Here is a 14,868-nt window from a genome sequence, read left to right as displayed (position 1 = left end):
ACCAGGGCCGTCTGAAAGTTATTCTTCCGCCTTTTTCTGCTTTTGGGCGTGTTCGATGAACCTGTCGGCTTCGGCGTCGGTCAAAATCCAGATTTCGCGGACGAGGTGGCTTTCTTCGTTGTATTTGAACGCGACGGCTTTGCCGGTTTGATTCAGCAGGCGGCCCATGGGGATGAAACGGTCGTTTTCATCGTGGATTTTGGTGAAGCGGGTGATTTGCAGTTTGGCTGCGTTGCCGTCAACAATGCCCAAGGTCAGCAGGCGCGTCCAAGAAAAACCGCCTTTGCTGACTTTCAGATAAGGCAAATCGACAGTCTTTAAGACGGCCACGTCCATATCGTCAGGCAGGCTGCGTTGTGCATGGACGAGGGAGGACGCCAAAAGGGCGAGGCTGAGTATGAATCCGCGTAACATGATGCTTTTCTTTTATTGTTTCAATAGGTCGCGGATTATAGCACAAGCAGGAAAAATGTGGATAGAGTGTTTGTTTTTAAAGAATAATTTTGATTTTGCGCCCGATTCTTATTTTGAAGCTTGGGCCGTCTGAAAAGGATTTGGTGTTAAAATGGCTCCGATTTGATTTTCAGACGACCTCTTACGAAAGAATTGACCATGAACCGTAATGAAAGCTTGTTCAACCGCGCCAAAGCCATTATTCCCGGCGGCGTAAACTCTCCTGTGCGCGCATTCGGCAGCGTCGGCGGCGTACCGCGCTTTATCAAAAAGGCAGAAGGCGCGTATGTTTGGGACGAAAACGGCACGCGTTATACCGACTATGTCGGCTCTTGGGGCCCTGCGATTGTCGGCCACGCCCATCCTGAAGTCACTGAAGCCGTGCGCGAAGCAGCATTGGGCGGTTTGTCGTTTGGTGCGCCGACTGAAGGCGAAATTGTCATTGCCGAAGAAATCGCCAAAATCATGCCGTCAGTCGAGCAGCTGCGCCTTGTCAGCTCCGGTACGGAAGCAACGATGACCGCCATCCGTCTGGCACGCGGTTTTACCGGCCGCGACAAAATCATCAAGTTTGAAGGCTGCTACCACGGCCATTCCGACAGCCTGTTGGTGAAAGCAGGTAGCGGCCTGTTGACGTTTGGCAATCCTTCTTCTGCCGGCGTGCCTGCCGACTTTACCAAACATACTTTGGTACTCGAATACAACAATATCGCCCAACTGGAAGAAGCCTTTGCCCAAAGCGGCAATGACATTGCCTGTGTGATTTTGGAGCCTTTTGTCGGCAATATGAATCTGGTTAGGCCGTCTGAAGCCTTTGTCAAAGCCTTGCGCGAATTGACTGAAAAACACGGTGCCGTGTTGATTTACGACGAAGTGATGACCGGTTTCCGCGTGGCGCTGGGCGGTGCGCAATCTTTGCACGGCATCAAGCCTGATTTGACCACCATGGGCAAAGTGATCGGCGGCGGTATGCCTTTGGCGGCGTTTGGCGGCCGTAAAGACATTATGGAATGTATTTCCCCGTTGGGCGGCGTGTATCAGGCAGGTACATTGTCCGGCAATCCGATTGCGGTTGCAGCCGGTTTGAAAACGCTGGAAATCATTCAGCGCGAAGGCTTCTATGAAAACCTGACTGCCTTGACCCAACGCCTCGCCAACGGTATTGCCGACGCGGCTAAAGCACATGGCGTTGAATTTACGGCGGACAGCGTGGGCGGCATGTTTGGTTTGTATTTTGCCAGCCATACGCCGCAAAACTATGCCGACATGGCGCGTTCCAATATCGACGGTTTCAAACATTTCTTCCACGGTATGCTCGACCGCAATGTCGCATTCGGCCCGTCTGCTTACGAAGCCGGTTTTGTTTCCGCCGCGCATACGCCTGAGCTGATTGACGAAACCATTGCTGTGGCACACGAAGTGTTCAAAGAAATGGCAAAATAAAAGCTTAAGCTGTCATGTGAAAAAAGGCCGTCTGAAAAATATTCAGACGGCCTTTCGCTATTTTAAATAAATGCTTGATTATGCTTCTTCAGCTTTGCTGCGGATAATCAGCAGAGGCAGGTGGCTTTGACGCATTACGGTTTCGGCGAAGCTGCCCATCAGCAGGTGCATCAGGCCGGTGCGGCCGTGTGTGCCGAGTACCAACAGGTCTGCGCCGTTGTTGTCGGCGTAGTCAACCAAGTCTTGCGCCATTTCTCGAGCGCCTTTGTTGGCAACCAACAGGTGTTTCACGATGTTTTCAACGCCGCTTTCACGCGCTGTTTTTTCTGCGAAATCCAAAACTTCGTTACCTTGAGCCACTGCGGCGGCTTCGTAGCTTTCGTGTTGCAGGAATTCAGGAGCCAAAGCCATGTATTCGGCAGGGTTGGCAACGTGAACCAAAGTCAGTTGGGCTTTGTTGAGGCTTGCCAGTTCGGCGGCGTGTTTCAATGCATTGAGGGAAGTCTCGCTACCGTCAACGGCTACAACCAGATGTTTGTACATATTTATTCTCCTTTTGCGCCGAGTAGCGGCACTTTCGTTTAATATGAAATCAGAACTTGTCTGAATGTGAAACGATTATAAACTCTTTCGGGCGGGTACAACAGCCCATCTGCTTTCAAGTATAATATCGGTCCGATTCGCCTGTGGCGTTTTTCATTAATTTATTGATATATCACAAGGTTACTTATGCAAGACGCCGCTTTTCTTTCTTCGCGCCGCTTTGGCGGCATTGCCAGACTTTACGGAGACGAAGCACTGGCACGCTTTTCGCGTGCGCATGTGTGCGTGGTCGGCGTCGGCGGCGTCGGTTCGTGGGCGGTGGAGGCTTTGGCGAGGAGCGGTATCGGTCGTTTAACGCTGATTGATTTGGACAACGTTGCCGAGTCTAATGTCAACCGCCAGTTGCACGCTTTGACCGATGATTTCGGTAAGGCAAAAGTTACTGCTTTGCGCGAACGCATCGCCCAAATCAATCCGCAATGCGAAGTGACGGAAATCGAAGATTTTGTGACCGAAGACAATCTAGACGAACTTTTCAGACGGCCTTTTGACTTTGTCATCGACGCCATCGACCAAATCCGTGTCAAAGCGGCGATGGCGGCGTATTTCGTGCAACATAAACAACCGTTTATTATCAGCGGCGGCGCGGGCGGACAGAAAAATCCGGCTTTAATCCAAACCGCCGATTTGAGCCGCGTTACCCACGACCCTCTGCTTTCCAATTTGCGCTATACCTTGCGCAAACGCTACGGCTTCAGCCGCGATACCAAAGAAAAAATGCGCGTGCCTTGCGTCTATTCAACCGAGAATATTACGCCGCCGCAATCCGGCGAAGCGTGTTCGACCGATGCCGCACCGCAAGGTTTGTCCTGCGCGGGCTACGGCGCGAGTATGCTGGTAACGGCTTCGTTTGGATTGTATTGTGCACAGGCTGCGGTGGAGCATATCGCGGGGCGGAAGTGAGGGGTAGGGGAAGATGGTTAAGAACCGATTTTTTAAAGCCTACTTTATCGCCAGCCTGATTTATGCGGTATGGTTCGGCGTATTGATGTATGCTGTCGATCCGATGTTTCTCGATGTGATGGAATGCAATACGCTGCCGGGCGATTATTTGTGTGTGCAAAGCGGTTATAACCGCCCGTTCACCACTTTTCTTTATCCGTTTCTGTCCGTCGTGATATTCAGCCTTTTACACGCCGGTATCATGAAATGGCGCAAACGCCGTTCGGTTAAAATGATTTGGCTTTTGGTCGGCTGCGAAAGTTTGCTGTTGTTGGCTTTGATGGTGGCGATGCTTGCGAGGGATGGTTTTGTGTTTTCTCGCGATATTGGCTCGGTACTGACGGGTACGGTTTTCGCCAGCCTGCCGCTGTTGGGTATGGCCTTGGCCCAGACCTTTGCCGTCGCCATTGTTTCTTTGCAAATCAATCGTAAAAACCGCTGATTTTTATATTAAAAACGGGTTGTCCTTGTTTCAGACGGCCTTTTGTTGATGAAACTTCTTACTAAACTTAAAAAGAAAAAGACCCTTTAACCATGCCTTCAGAACACCTTATTTCTTCCACTGCCGCAACGCCGTCTGAACATACCGTTGCGTGGGTGTTCGGTCAGCCTGTCACCGATGTGCCTCAGGATTTGTTTATTCCGCCTGATGCGTTGAAGGTGGTATTGAGCAGCTTCCAAGGGCCGTTGGATTTGTTGCTGTACCTTATCCGCAAGCAAAATATCGATGTCCTCGATATTCCGATGGTGAAGATTACCGAGCAGTATCTGCACTATATTGCCCAAATGGAAGCGTATCAGTTTGATTTAGCGGCGGAATACCTGCTGATGGCGGCGATGTTGATTGAAATTAAATCGCGCCTGCTGTTGCCGCGTCCTGAAGAAGTTGAGGATGAAGAGGCGGATCCGCGTGCCGAGCTGGTGCGCCGTCTGTTGGCTTACGAACAGATGAAACTGGCGGCTCAGGGTTTGGATGCGTTGCCGCGTGCCGGACGTGATTTTGCTTGGGCGTATTTGCCGCTGGAAATTGCGGTCGAAGCGAAGTTGCCGGAAGTGTACGTTGCCGATTTGACGCAGGCTTGGTTGGGTATTTTGTCGCGTGCCAAGCATACGCGCAGTCATGAAGTGGTGCGGGAAACCATTTCCGTGCGTGCGCAGATGACGGCGATTTTGCGTCGTTTGAACGAAAGCGGTATCAGTAAGTTCAGCGATTTGTTTAAGCCGGAGCAGGGCGCGACATATGTGGTGGTCAATTTTATTGCATTGCTGGAATTGGCTAAAGAAGGCTTGGTGCGTATCGTGCAGCCTGAAAATTATGGTGAAATCGAAATCAGCCTGAAAGACGGTTTGGAAATAAACGAAGCCGAAATGCTTTCAGACGGCCTTGAAGCCGATGAAACTGATAACGAAAATTTGAATAAAGAGAACTAAAATGAATTCGACGACAAGTCATAACAAAGCTTCTTTATGGGCGGTGGGCTTAATGCTGTTTGCCCTGTTTTTTGGGGCGGGGAACCTGATTTTTCCTGCTTTTTTGGGACAGCAGGCCGGTGAAAACTGGCTTTCGGCGATGTTTGGCTTTTTGCTGACGGGCGCAGGTTTGCCATTATTGGGCGTGATTGCCGTCGGCTATTCCGGCTCGCGCGATGTGGAGGCATTGGCTTCCCGTGTTGCGCCTTGGCACGGCGTGACTTTTGCCACCGCGCTCTATCTGGCAATCGGCCCTCTGTTTGCCATGCCGCGTACGGCGACAGTGTCTTTTGAAACCGCGATTTCCCCTTTCATTGATGAATCTTGGAAAAACATCGCATTGGCCGTGTTCAGCCTGGTGTTTTTCGGCATGACTTATTGGCTGTCGATTTCCCCGGGGAAGCTGGTTGACCGTATCGGTAAAATCCTCACGCCTGTTTTGTTGCTGTCAATTGCGATATTGGTCGGCTATGCCGCCATTAATCCAATGGGCGTGCCGCAGGCGGCGCAAGGCGATTTTGCCACTCATCCGTTGGTTAAAGGCATTTTGGAAGGCTATGGCACCATGGACGCGCTAGCTTCGCTGGTGTTTGCCATTATCGTCATCGATGCCGTTCGCGCCATGGGCGTGGACAACCGTGCGGACTTGCTGAAGACCACGACGATTTCCGGTGTGTTGGCGGCTTCTTGTTTGGCAGTGGTTTACCTGTTTATCGGCTATATGGGTGCGACAGGTGTGGCCGGTATCGGTTTGCAGGAAAACGGCGCGTCGGTTTTGTCTAAAACCGCACAGCACTATTTCGGTACGGCCGGTATTGTGTTGCTTGGTGTCATGGTGCTGCTTGCCTGTCTGAGTACGGCGGTTGGCTTGATTACTTCATGCGCCGAATATTTCAACCGTCTTTGCCCGGGTATTTCTTATAAAGTTTTTGTGATACTGAATACAGTGGTGTCTATCCTGTTGGCCAACAAAGGCCTGTCAGCGATTTTGCAGTTTTCCATCCCTATGTTGATGCTGTTGTATCCGCTGACTATCGTCATCATTTTGCTGGCTTTGACAGATAAACTGTTTGGCGGCGGCCGTATTGTCTATTTCTGTACCATGATGGCGGCCCTTATGGTCGGCTTGCTCGATGCCTATAAGGCCGCGTTTGGATTTGATGCCGATACCGCAGCTGCCATCGAGCGCGCATTGCCGTTTTACAATATCGGTTTAGGGTGGGTTGTTCCCTCTTTAGCCTGCTTTATACTCGGCTGTATTTTGAATGCGGCGTTGAAGAAAAAAGCATGATGATAAACAGGCCGTCTGAAATGTTCAGACGGCCTGTTTATTTCGCCGACCACGCAAACGACAGATGATTTTTTTAAAGAAATCCGTTATAATTGAAAAGTTAAGGCTTTGCGGAATACCGTTTCGCAGATGCAACATATTGAGAAGATTTATTTCCACAAATCCCGTTTTTTCAGCAAACGACTTGAACTGAAGGCGGATTTCGTGGTATAAATCGCGTTTTACTATTTTAGAAGTTTGGAGACTAACCATGGCACGAGTTTGCAAAGTGACCGGTAAGCGCCCGATGTCTGGCAATAACGTATCACACGCCAACAACAAAACCAAACGTCGTTTTTTGCCTAACTTGCAATCACGTCGTTTCTGGGTAGAAAGTGAAAACCGCTGGGTTCGCCTGCGCGTTTCTAACGCTGCATTGCGCACCATCGATAAAGTAGGCATTGATGTCGTATTGGCTGATTTGCGTGCTCGCGGCGAAGCTTAATTTAAACACCATTAATTAAGGATTACTGCAATGCGCGATAAAATCAAACTGGAGTCCAGTGCTGGTACTGGTCACTTCTACACAACTACTAAAAACAAACGTACGATGCCTGGCAAACTGGAAATCAAAAAATTTGACCCAGTAGCCCGTAAACACGTTATTTACAAAGAAACTAAATTGAAATAATCCGGTTTCTTCCAAGAAAAAGCTCCTGTTTTTCAGGAGCTTTTCTTTTTTCTCGATTGGTTTGGAGTGTTTTGTTTTAAACGGGTGTGCAAGATGGTTGGATTGCTTTGGAAGAGGCAAAATAAAAGAGCGTGTATCCATTGGGATTACGCTCTTTTATTTTTCAGACGGCCTGATAGGGGATAAGCATCCTTACATCACTAATAAACATTCAACAACGACTTAATGATCGACCTTGATGCCTTGATTGTCGGAATGTTGTTTTTTATCCAGTTCTTTTTGCAAGGTATCGCATGGCGTGTCACAATCGCACATTTTCTTCATGCCGAGAGAGGAAATGCCGCCGCAGCTGCCTTTGATAGTGCGTTTGGAGAAAATATAGCCGACTGCCATGCCGAGGATGACGATGATAAAGATGCCGAAAGTCAGAAGGAGGGTTTTCATGTGTGTATTCCTGAAGGTTAGTTTAATAATTTCTTGAATGCGCTGGACATTTTAGTATGGTAGCCGCCTTGCGGGGTTCGGATGATAAGGAAAACGGCGAGATTTTCTTGCTCGGCAAGTTTAAGCGCTTCGGTTTCTCCAAGGACGAACAATCCGGTGGAAAGGCCGTCTGCAAGTGTGGCGTTTTCTGCTACTACGCTGATGGAAGCAAGGTTGTGGCTGATGGGTTGTTTGGTTTTGGGGTTGATGATATGGGAAAGGCGACGGCCTGACTTATCGACATGGAAAATGCGGTAGTCGCCGGACGTGGCCAGTGATTTATTGTCCAATGGAATGGTAATTTGAGTGGCACCGCCTTGAACGATATTGGGTTGCTCGATGCCGATACGCCAAGGGTTGCCTTGCGCATTGCGGCCTTTGCCATGCAACTCGCCGCCGATTTCTACCAAATAATTGCCGATATTGAGTTTTTCAAGTTCGGCGGCGGTTTTATCTACACCAAAGCCTTTGGCGATGGAGGATAGGTCTAAATAGACTTCGGGATGGGTTTTGGCAAGTGTGGGCTGCTGTCCGTCTTGGGAAAATTTGAGTTTGTCCGTACCGACCATTTCTGAAGCATGTTGGATTTCTTGTGCGGTTGGTTCGTGTGTGATTTCTTTTTGCGGGCCGAATCCCCAAAGGTTGACCAAAGGGCCGACGGTTACGTCCAGTGCGCCGTGCGTCAGTTTGTTTAAACGCAAGGCTTCGCCGGTCACATAGGCAAAGTCTTGGGAAATGGGCATGGCCTGATTGACGGTACGCAGTTGGTTGAATTGGCTGATTTCGGAATCAGTCTGGTAGGTAGACATTTGCCGATTGACTTCTTTAAGCGCGTCATCAATGCGTTTTTGTATTTCGGCAGGGGAGGGGAGTTTGTCTTGGCCGTCTGAAAGATATTTGACGGTATAGGTCGTGCCCATGGTCTCGCCTTGCAGGGTGATGGTTTGTTGTTGTTTTTCAGGTTGGCAGGCAGAGAGTGTAAATGCGGAAAAGATGGCAACGGTGCAACCGATTATCGGACGGTAAAACGAATTGGAAAGAAACGGCATAAGGGATTTGCGGATTATTTTTTGAAGCCTTTATTGTATCGTAAAAGAAAGGTTCAGGCCGTCTGAAAGTATGATTTTCAGACGGCCTGGCAATAAAAAAGGAAGAAACCGAAGTTTCTTCCTTTTTGTTGGTTAGCCGCCGAAATCGTCCAAGAGGATGTTTTCGTCTTCCACACCCAAGTCTTTGAGCATTTTGATCACGGACTGGTTCATGATTGGAGGGCCGCACATGTAGAATTCGCAGTCTTCCGGTGCTTCATGGTTTTTCAGGTGGTTTTCGTAAACCACGTTGTGGATGAAGCCTGTGTAACCGTCCCAGTTGTCTTCAGGCAATGGGTCGGACAGGGCGACGTGCCATGTGAAGTTCGGGTACTCTGCCGCGAGTTGGTCGAAGTCTTCGACATAGAACATCTCGCGTTTAGAACGGGCACCATACCAGAAGGTAATCTTACGTTTGGAGTTCAAACGTTTCAGCTGGTCGAAAATGTGGGAACGCATCGGTGCCATACCTGCACCGCCGCCGATAAATACCATTTCGGCATCGGTATCTTTGGCAAAGAATTCGCCGAACGGGCCGGAGATGGTTACTTTGTCGCCGGGTTTGAGCGACCAGATGTAGGACGACATTTGTCCCGGAGGCGCATCTGGTACGCGCGGAGGCGGTGTGGCGATACGCACGTTCAGCATAATGATGCCTTTTTCTTCTGGATATGAAGCCATAGAGTAGGCACGCAAAATCGGCTCGTCCACTTTGGAAACGTATTGCCACAGATTGTATTTGTCCCAGTCTTCGTGGTATTCCTTAGGAATGTCGAAGTCTTTGTAGGCAACGGTGTGCGGCGGGGCTTCGATTTGAATGTAGCCGCCGGCGCGGAAAGGAACTTCTTCGCCTTCGGGAATGGCAAGCTTGAGTTCTTTAATGAACGTGGCTTTGTTGTCATTGGAGATGACGGTGCATTCCCATTTTTTCACGCCGAACACTTCTTCCGGTACTTCGATGTCCATGTCGGTTTTGACGTTGACCTGACAAGACAGACGGCAGCCTTCGCGTGCTTCGCGTTTGCTGATGTGGGACAACTCGGTCGGCAGAATGTCGCCGCCGCCGCTTTTCACGACAACGCGGCATTGTCCGCATGAGCCGCCGCCACCGCAGGCGGAGGGTACGAAGATGCCTTGGCTGGCAAGCGCACCCAGCAGTTTGCCGCCGGCAGGCATCGTCAGCTCTTTTTCGTTATTGACTTTGATGGTGATGTCGCCTTCGCTCACCAACTTGGATTTGGCAAACAGAATCATCAGTGCCAAAACCAAGACGATGACGGTAAACATCACAATACCTAAAATAATCTCCATGCCGATTCCTTTCTTATAACTGGATGCCGGAGAACGACATAAACGCCATTGCCATCAGGCCGGCGGCAATAAAGGTAATGCCCAAGCCTTTGAGGCCTTTAGGGACGTCCGAATATTTCATTTTTTCGGTGATGCCCGCCAAAGCGACAATAGCCAAAAGCCAACCCAAGCCTGCGCCGAAACCGTATACAACGGACTCGCCGAAGTTGTATTCGCGTTGCGCCATAAACGATACGGCACCGAAAATCGCGCAGTTTACGGTAATCAGAGGCAGGTAGATACCCAATGCGTTGTAGAGGGCAGGGACGAATTTGTCCAAGAACATTTCCAAAATCTGCACCAAAGCGGCAATCACGCCGATGAAGGTGATGAATTTCAGGAAGGTCAAATCCACGCCTTCAACCAGCGCGCCGTCTTTCAGCAGCGAGTAAACAAGTTGGTTGGCAGGGACGGACAGGCCGAGTACGAAAGTAACGGCAACGCCCAAACCAAATGCGGTGGATACTTTTTTAGATACCGCCAAAAATGTACACATCCCCAAGAAGAAGGAAAGTGCCATGTTTTCCAGAAAGACGGATTTTACAAAGAGGCTTAAGTAATGTTCCATGTGTTATTTCTCCGCCTGTTCAGGTTTCCAAGTGCGCAGACCCCATACCAAGAAACCGATGATGAAGAACGCGCTGGGAGCAAGCAGGAACAAGCCGTTGGTTTGATACCAGCCGCCATCTTGTACGGTTTGGAAAATGGTGTAGCCAAAGAGCTTGCCAGAGCCGATCAGTTCGCGGATGGTTGCGATGATGATCAACATCATGCCGTAACCTGCGCCGTTGCCGATACCGTCAACCAAGCTTTCCAGCGGCGGCTCTTTCATGGCGAATGCTTCGGCACGACCCATCACGATACAGTTGGTAATAATCAGGCCGACAAATACGGAGAGCTGTTTGGACAGCTCATAGGCAAAGGCTTGGAGCAGTTGGTCAACCAGCGTTACCAAGGAAGCAACAATCGCCATTTGCACAATAATACGGATGCTGTTGGGGATGTAGTTGCGTACCAATGAAATGAAGAAGCTGGAAAAACCGGTTACCAAAGCTACGGAAATACCCATTACGATGGCTGTCTGAAGCTTGGTGGTAACCGCCAAAGCCGAACAAATACCCAAAACCTGCAAGGCAATCGGGTTGTTGTCGATAAAGGGTGAAAACATCAAATATTTCAAGCGTTTCATGTCAGCCATTATTGTGCTCCTGCTGATTTCAATTTGTTCAGGTAGGGGATATAGCCGTTTTCGCCGAACCAGTAGGCGAACGAACCTTGCACGCCTTTAGATGTCAGCGATGCGCCGGAGAGGGCATCTACGCCGTGTTCTTTGTCCGAACTTGCGCCTTTGCCGACATGTAGGGCGAGTTTGCCTTGTTCGTCAAACAGTTTTTTGCCGACGAATTTTTGTTGCCACAACGGATTGCCGATTTCGCCGCCCAAGCCCGGGGTTTCGCCTTGGTCGTAGTAAGTGATGCCGTTGATGGTGTTGCCGTCGGGTTGGATGGCGACAAAGCCGTACATAACAGACCACAAGCCGTTGCCGTGCATAGGCAGGATGATTTGGCTGACTTTGCCGTCATCGCCTTTGACCAGATAAACCTCGGTGTATTTGGCACGGCTCTTGATACCGGCCAAATCGTCTTCGGGTTTGATTTGGATGCTTTGGGCAGGGTCTTTGCCTGCGATGCGCGCGCTGAAGTCTTTCGGCGCATCTTTCACGTATTCGCCGGTTGCCAAATCGACAACGCGTTGCTCGATACGCTCGGCAAAGGTTTTGCTGATGTCGGTGTTTTTATCCATCAAACCGGCTACACTCAAGATATAGCCTTGTTTGTCTTGGAGTTTTTGTTTCTCTTGGATGGGTTTCAAGCCGACGACTGCACCGGCAACGATGATGGAACAAATCAGGCTGACAACCAATACCACAATCAGCGTGCCGCTGAAGCTGTCTTTATCGAATTTCTTAGCCATTGCTGCGCGCCTTTCTGCGTTTGATGTTCGCTTGTGCGACGAAATAGTCGAAAATCGGGGCAAACAGGTTGGCAAACAAAATCGCCAACATCATGCCTTCGGGGTAAGCAGGGTTGACCACGCGGATCAACACGCACATTACACCGATAAGCGCGCCGTACCACCATTTGCCGACATTGGTAAAGGAAGCGGAAACCGGGTCGGTCGCCATAAACAGCATACCGATGGCGAAGCCGCCGACTACCAAGTGCCAGTACCAAGGCATGGAGAACATGGCGTTGGTGTCCGAACCGATGAAGTTAAACAGCGAAGACATGGCAATCATACCGATCATCACGCCGGCGATAATGCGCCAAGAGGCAATACGAGTGAACACGATAAACGCGCCGCCGATTAAGAGCGCCAAAGTGGATACTTCGCCGATTGAGCCGGGCACGTTACCGATAAACGCATCCATCCAAGAGATGTTTTGACCAGTTACAGCGTTTTTCAGGCCGTCTGCACCGTGTGCCGCCCATTGCGCCAAAGCAGTAGCACCGGAATAGCCGTCAACCGCAGTCCAAATGGTATCGCCGGTAATGTTGGCAGGGTAGGCAAAGAACAGGAACGCACGGCCTGCCAGAGCTGGGTTCATGAAGTTTTTACCTGTACCGCCGAATACTTCTTTCGCAACCACAACGCCGAAAGAAATACCTAAAGCCGCTTGCCACAAAGGCAGGGTAGGAGGAACGATCAAAGCAAACAGAATCGAAGTCACGAAGAAACCTTCGTTGATTTCGTGTTTGCGCACAGTGGCGAACAAAACTTCCCAGAAGCCGCCCACGACAAATACAGTCGTGTAAATCGGCAGGAAGAAAATCGCGCCGAACAGCATTTTGCTCAATACGCCCGCTTCAGACGACATATTGATGCCCAAAGCGTTGGCAAGGGCGTAATGCCAGTCGTTGGCGATATTTTGTTGCAGCAAATCAGGCGTTAACGCACCGAATGCCTGTACGCCGACGTTGTACATACCGTAGAACATGGCAGGGAACAAAGCCAGCCACACCAAAATCATCATGCGTTTGGAGTCGAGCGCGTCGCGGACGTGTGCCGCTTTGCGCGTTACCGCGCCGGATGTGTAGAAAATCGTCGCCGCAGCTTCATAGAGGGCATACCATTTTTCATGTTTGCCGCCCGGCAGGAAGTGCGGTTCGATTTTTTCAAGAAAATGTTTCAAGCCCATAATCAGCCTTCCTTCTCAATGGTTTCCAGCACCTTGCGCAACAGCGGGCCGTATTCGTATTTGCCCGGGCAGACGAAGCTGCACAAAGCGAGGTCTTCTTCGTCCAATTCCAAGCAACCCAATGCCTGAGCGCTGTCGGTATCGCCGACGATTAAATCGCGCAGGAGCAGGGTAGGCAGGATATCCAAGGGCATTACGCGCTCGTAAGTGCCGATCGGTACCATGGCGCGGTCGCCGCCGTTGACGGCTGTGTTGAACTTGAAGAGTTTGTTTTTCAGGAAATGGCCGAGGGTTGTGCGCGTGATGGAGTATTTATCCGGTTGTGGCGCAACCCAGCCGAACAGCTCTTTGCTGCGGCCTTCTTCGATAACGGAAATCTGATTGTGGTAGCGGCCGAGGTAATCGTGCGCGCCTTGTGCAATCGCGCCGTTCAATACCGAGCCGGAAATCACGCGGTTGTCTGCGTCAACCAATTCGCCCGCAGTAATTTGCGATACTTTCGCACCCAAAACGGTACGCAAGAGGCGCGGTTTGTTGACTTGAGAACCTCCCAAGGCAATTACGCGCTCGGTGTTCAGACGGCCTGTTGTAAACAAACGGCCAATGGCAATCACATCTTGATAATTGATTGTCCAAACAGTTTTGTTCGCACCGACTGGCTCGATGAAATGAATGTGCGTGCTGCTCAAACCGGCAGGATGCGGGCCGCCAAATTCATGTGTTTCGATGTTGGCAGCGTTTTCAGACGGCACGTCTGCGCCGGCTGCTTTACACACATGGATTTTACGCTCGGTCAGGCGGCTCAATACCAACAGGCCGCGTTTGAAGTCTTCGGCAGCTTCTTTGATGATGACCGTAGGATCGGCAGCCAGCGGATTGGTGTCCATCGCATTGACGAAGATGGCGAACGGTTCGGCATCAACGGCAGGAATTTTGCTGAACGGACGGGTGCGCAGCGCAGTCCACAAACCGGATTGGATCAGGTTGCGGCGCACTTCTTCGCTGCTCAATTTTGCCAGCGCTTCAGGTGCGTAGCGATCGAACTCGATTTCGTCGTTGCCTTCAACGGCAATCACGACTGACTGAAGTACGCGCTTTTCGCCACGGTGAATAGCGGCGATTTTGCCTGAAGTCGGAGCAGTAAATACTACGCCCGGATTCTTTTTGTCTTCAAACAGCACTTGGCCTTTTTTGACGGCTTCGCCTTCCTTGATTTTCATCGAGGGGCGCATGCCGACATATTCTTCGCCAAGCAACGCGACTTCGGTAATGGCCGGGCCGTCATAAATGACTTGCTCCGGTCTGCCTGCGATAGGCAGGTCTAAGCCTTTTTTTATCTTAATCATAAGGATGCGTTACTTTTTGGTGGGTTGAGATTCGGATGTCGGATTGTTTTTTCAGACGGCATGTAATGCTTTGAAACAAAGGATGGGCCGTCTGAAAAAAGCAGAGGTTTGCTATAAAAACAACGAATAAACGCAAACAACAAAGCTTTAGATTTTATCAGGTATAGGCTGCTTTATGTCAGTTTTACGCTTATTTTTACGGGAAAAGTGGGAAAAAAGTAGGAATGTGTAATCGAGTGTTAAGGGGAATAAATTTTAACTGATTGAGACCTTTGCAAAATTCCCCAAAATCCCCTAAATTCCCACCAAGACATTTAGGAGATTTTCCATGAGCACCTTCTTTCAGCAAACCGCCCAAGCCATGATCGCCAAACACATCGACCGTTTCCCACTATTGAAGTTGGATCAAGTGATTGATTGGCAACCGATCGAACAATACCTGAATCGTCAAAAAACCCGTTACCTTCGAGACCACCGCGGCCGTCCCGCCTATCCCCTGTTGTCCATGTTCAAAGCCGTCCTGCTCGGAC

General features: G+C 50.1%; 17 protein-coding genes and 1 pseudogene. 8 read left to right on the top strand and 10 right to left on the bottom strand.

Translation table 11 applies throughout. The features are described 5' to 3' along the window. Positions 1-18 precede the first annotated feature (18 nt). Positions 19-414, bottom strand: a complete 396-nt coding sequence (locus tag ACTHRE_RS04160; protein WP_070646639.1) for a hypothetical protein — start codon at positions 412-414, stop codon at positions 19-21. A 198-nt stretch (positions 415-612) separates the two neighbouring features. Here ACTHRE_RS04160 and hemL point away from each other — a divergent pair, with 198 nt between their 5' ends. Further along, positions 613-1,896, top strand: a complete 1,284-nt coding sequence (hemL, locus tag ACTHRE_RS04155; protein WP_070646640.1) for a glutamate-1-semialdehyde 2,1-aminomutase — start codon at positions 613-615, stop codon at positions 1,894-1,896. A gap of 78 nt (positions 1,897-1,974) precedes the next feature. Here the strand turns inward: hemL and ACTHRE_RS04150 are convergent, their stop codons facing one another. Beyond that, entirely contained in the window at positions 1,975-2,439 is a 465-nt protein-coding gene (locus ACTHRE_RS04150) for a universal stress protein (protein WP_003680896.1), read from the bottom strand. Between the two features lie 186 nt (positions 2,440-2,625). On the opposite strand from ACTHRE_RS04150, the gene ACTHRE_RS04145 reads away from it, so the two are divergent. The 6 genes from ACTHRE_RS04145 to rpmG all read left to right on the top strand — a co-directional run bounded on the left by ACTHRE_RS04145 (position 2,626) and on the right by rpmG (position 6,872). Next, a complete protein-coding gene (locus tag ACTHRE_RS04145) occupies positions 2,626-3,402 on the top strand; it encodes a tRNA threonylcarbamoyladenosine dehydratase (protein WP_003748819.1) in 777 nt (258 codons plus the stop codon). 13 nt (positions 3,403-3,415) lie between these two features. Beyond that, positions 3,416-3,883 carry a hypothetical protein gene (locus tag ACTHRE_RS04140; RefSeq protein ID WP_070460336.1) on the top strand — a complete coding sequence of 156 codons (468 nt, stop codon included), beginning with the start codon at positions 3,416-3,418 and terminating at the stop codon, positions 3,881-3,883. A gap of 92 nt (positions 3,884-3,975) precedes the next feature. After that, positions 3,976-4,872 (top strand): segregation and condensation protein A, encoded by an 897-nt coding sequence (locus ACTHRE_RS04135; protein ID WP_377073632.1) that lies wholly within the window; start codon positions 3,976-3,978, stop codon positions 4,870-4,872. A 1-nt stretch (position 4,873) separates the two neighbouring features. Continuing rightward, entirely contained in the window at positions 4,874-6,202 is a 1,329-nt protein-coding gene (brnQ, locus tag ACTHRE_RS04130; RefSeq protein ID WP_377073630.1) for a branched-chain amino acid transport system II carrier protein, read from the top strand. A 250-nt stretch (positions 6,203-6,452) separates the two neighbouring features. Beyond that, on the top strand, positions 6,453-6,686 hold the full coding sequence (gene rpmB / locus ACTHRE_RS04125) for a 50S ribosomal protein L28 (RefSeq protein WP_002216391.1): 234 nt from the start codon (positions 6,453-6,455) through the stop codon (positions 6,684-6,686). Positions 6,687-6,716: 30 nt separating this feature from the next. Continuing rightward, positions 6,717-6,872: a 50S ribosomal protein L33 gene (gene rpmG / locus ACTHRE_RS04120; protein ID WP_003684373.1), complete on the top strand. Its 156-nt coding sequence runs from the start codon at positions 6,717-6,719 to the stop codon at positions 6,870-6,872. 222 nt (positions 6,873-7,094) lie between these two features. Here rpmG and nqrM read toward each other — a convergent pair whose 3' ends face one another. The 8 genes from nqrM to ACTHRE_RS04080 form a co-directional block, all read right to left on the bottom strand. After that, the gene (nqrM, locus tag ACTHRE_RS04115; RefSeq protein WP_003680888.1) at positions 7,095-7,316 is read right to left on the bottom strand and encodes a (Na+)-NQR maturation NqrM; all 222 of its coding nucleotides are present in this window, start codon (positions 7,314-7,316) and stop codon (positions 7,095-7,097) included. A 17-nt stretch (positions 7,317-7,333) separates the two neighbouring features. Beyond that, positions 7,334-8,404 carry an FAD:protein FMN transferase gene (locus ACTHRE_RS04110; protein ID WP_377073628.1) on the bottom strand — a complete coding sequence of 357 codons (1,071 nt, stop codon included), beginning with the start codon at positions 8,402-8,404 and terminating at the stop codon, positions 7,334-7,336. A 132-nt stretch (positions 8,405-8,536) separates the two neighbouring features. Beyond that, positions 8,537-9,754 (bottom strand): NADH:ubiquinone reductase (Na(+)-transporting) subunit F, encoded by a 1,218-nt coding sequence (nqrF, locus tag ACTHRE_RS04105; RefSeq protein WP_003748808.1) that lies wholly within the window; start codon positions 9,752-9,754, stop codon positions 8,537-8,539. 13 nt (positions 9,755-9,767) lie between these two features. Continuing rightward, positions 9,768-10,361: an NADH:ubiquinone reductase (Na(+)-transporting) subunit E gene (gene nqrE / locus ACTHRE_RS04100; protein ID WP_003684365.1), complete on the bottom strand. Its 594-nt coding sequence runs from the start codon at positions 10,359-10,361 to the stop codon at positions 9,768-9,770. Between the two features lie 3 nt (positions 10,362-10,364). Continuing rightward, complete coding sequence (locus ACTHRE_RS04095) at positions 10,365-10,991, bottom strand: NADH:ubiquinone reductase (Na(+)-transporting) subunit D (RefSeq protein WP_003684313.1); 627 nt, start codon at positions 10,989-10,991, stop codon at positions 10,365-10,367. Then, positions 10,991-11,767: a Na(+)-translocating NADH-quinone reductase subunit C gene (locus ACTHRE_RS04090; RefSeq protein ID WP_003748805.1), complete on the bottom strand. Its 777-nt coding sequence runs from the start codon at positions 11,765-11,767 to the stop codon at positions 10,991-10,993. Before ACTHRE_RS04090 ends, ACTHRE_RS04095 begins: the two co-directional genes overlap by 1 nt. Then, complete coding sequence (locus tag ACTHRE_RS04085; protein ID WP_377073625.1) at positions 11,760-12,992, bottom strand: NADH:ubiquinone reductase (Na(+)-transporting) subunit B; 1,233 nt, start codon at positions 12,990-12,992, stop codon at positions 11,760-11,762. The genes ACTHRE_RS04090 and ACTHRE_RS04085 overlap by 8 nt, the downstream gene beginning before the upstream one ends. A 2-nt stretch (positions 12,993-12,994) precedes the next feature. Beyond that, positions 12,995-14,338, bottom strand: coding sequence for a Na(+)-translocating NADH-quinone reductase subunit A (locus tag ACTHRE_RS04080; RefSeq protein ID WP_440344874.1), 1,344 nt, complete (start codon positions 14,336-14,338; stop codon positions 12,995-12,997). Positions 14,339-14,666: 328 nt separating this feature from the next. Here ACTHRE_RS04080 and ACTHRE_RS04075 point away from each other — a divergent pair. Beyond that, positions 14,667-14,868 (top strand): annotated as a pseudogene (locus tag ACTHRE_RS04075) (IS5/IS1182 family transposase); the annotation flags it as partial.

Source organism: Neisseria sp. P0001.S007, from assembly GCF_051963655.1.
In the GTDB taxonomy this organism is placed as follows: Bacteria; Pseudomonadota; Gammaproteobacteria; order Burkholderiales; family Neisseriaceae; genus Neisseria; species Neisseria subflava_A.
The sequence above is the reverse complement of the archived record's forward strand: the minus strand, read 5'-3'. Positions and strand labels throughout refer to the sequence as shown.

Excerpts from the sequence above, each read along its gene's own strand:
- ACTHRE_RS04160 (WP_070646639.1), bottom strand. The coding sequence starts at position 414 with ATGTTACGCGGATTCATACTCAGCCTCGCCCTTTTGGCGTCCTCCCTC.
- ACTHRE_RS04135 (WP_377073632.1), top strand. The coding sequence starts at position 3,976 with ATGCCTTCAGAACACCTTATTTCTTCCACTGCCGCAACGCCGTCTGAA.
- ACTHRE_RS04140 (WP_070460336.1), top strand. The coding sequence starts at position 3,416 with ATGGTTAAGAACCGATTTTTTAAAGCCTACTTTATCGCCAGCCTGATT.
- ACTHRE_RS04145 (WP_003748819.1), top strand. The coding sequence starts at position 2,626 with ATGCAAGACGCCGCTTTTCTTTCTTCGCGCCGCTTTGGCGGCATTGCC.
- ACTHRE_RS04085 (WP_377073625.1), bottom strand. The coding sequence starts at position 12,992 with ATGGGCTTGAAACATTTTCTTGAAAAAATCGAACCGCACTTCCTGCCG.
- rpmG (WP_003684373.1), top strand. The coding sequence starts at position 6,717 with ATGCGCGATAAAATCAAACTGGAGTCCAGTGCTGGTACTGGTCACTTC.
- hemL (WP_070646640.1), top strand. The coding sequence starts at position 613 with ATGAACCGTAATGAAAGCTTGTTCAACCGCGCCAAAGCCATTATTCCC.
- ACTHRE_RS04080 (WP_440344874.1), bottom strand. The coding sequence starts at position 14,338 with ATGATTAAGATAAAAAAAGGCTTAGACCTGCCTATCGCAGGCAGACCG.
- nqrF (WP_003748808.1), bottom strand. The coding sequence starts at position 9,754 with ATGGAGATTATTTTAGGTATTGTGATGTTTACCGTCATCGTCTTGGTT.
- ACTHRE_RS04110 (WP_377073628.1), bottom strand. The coding sequence starts at position 8,404 with ATGCCGTTTCTTTCCAATTCGTTTTACCGTCCGATAATCGGTTGCACC.
- nqrE (WP_003684365.1), bottom strand. The coding sequence starts at position 10,361 with ATGGAACATTACTTAAGCCTCTTTGTAAAATCCGTCTTTCTGGAAAAC.
- rpmB (WP_002216391.1), top strand. The coding sequence starts at position 6,453 with ATGGCACGAGTTTGCAAAGTGACCGGTAAGCGCCCGATGTCTGGCAAT.
- brnQ (WP_377073630.1), top strand. The coding sequence starts at position 4,874 with ATGAATTCGACGACAAGTCATAACAAAGCTTCTTTATGGGCGGTGGGC.
- nqrM (WP_003680888.1), bottom strand. The coding sequence starts at position 7,316 with ATGAAAACCCTCCTTCTGACTTTCGGCATCTTTATCATCGTCATCCTC.
- ACTHRE_RS04095 (WP_003684313.1), bottom strand. The coding sequence starts at position 10,991 with ATGGCTGACATGAAACGCTTGAAATATTTGATGTTTTCACCCTTTATC.
- ACTHRE_RS04090 (WP_003748805.1), bottom strand. The coding sequence starts at position 11,767 with ATGGCTAAGAAATTCGATAAAGACAGCTTCAGCGGCACGCTGATTGTG.
- ACTHRE_RS04150 (WP_003680896.1), bottom strand. The coding sequence starts at position 2,439 with ATGTACAAACATCTGGTTGTAGCCGTTGACGGTAGCGAGACTTCCCTC.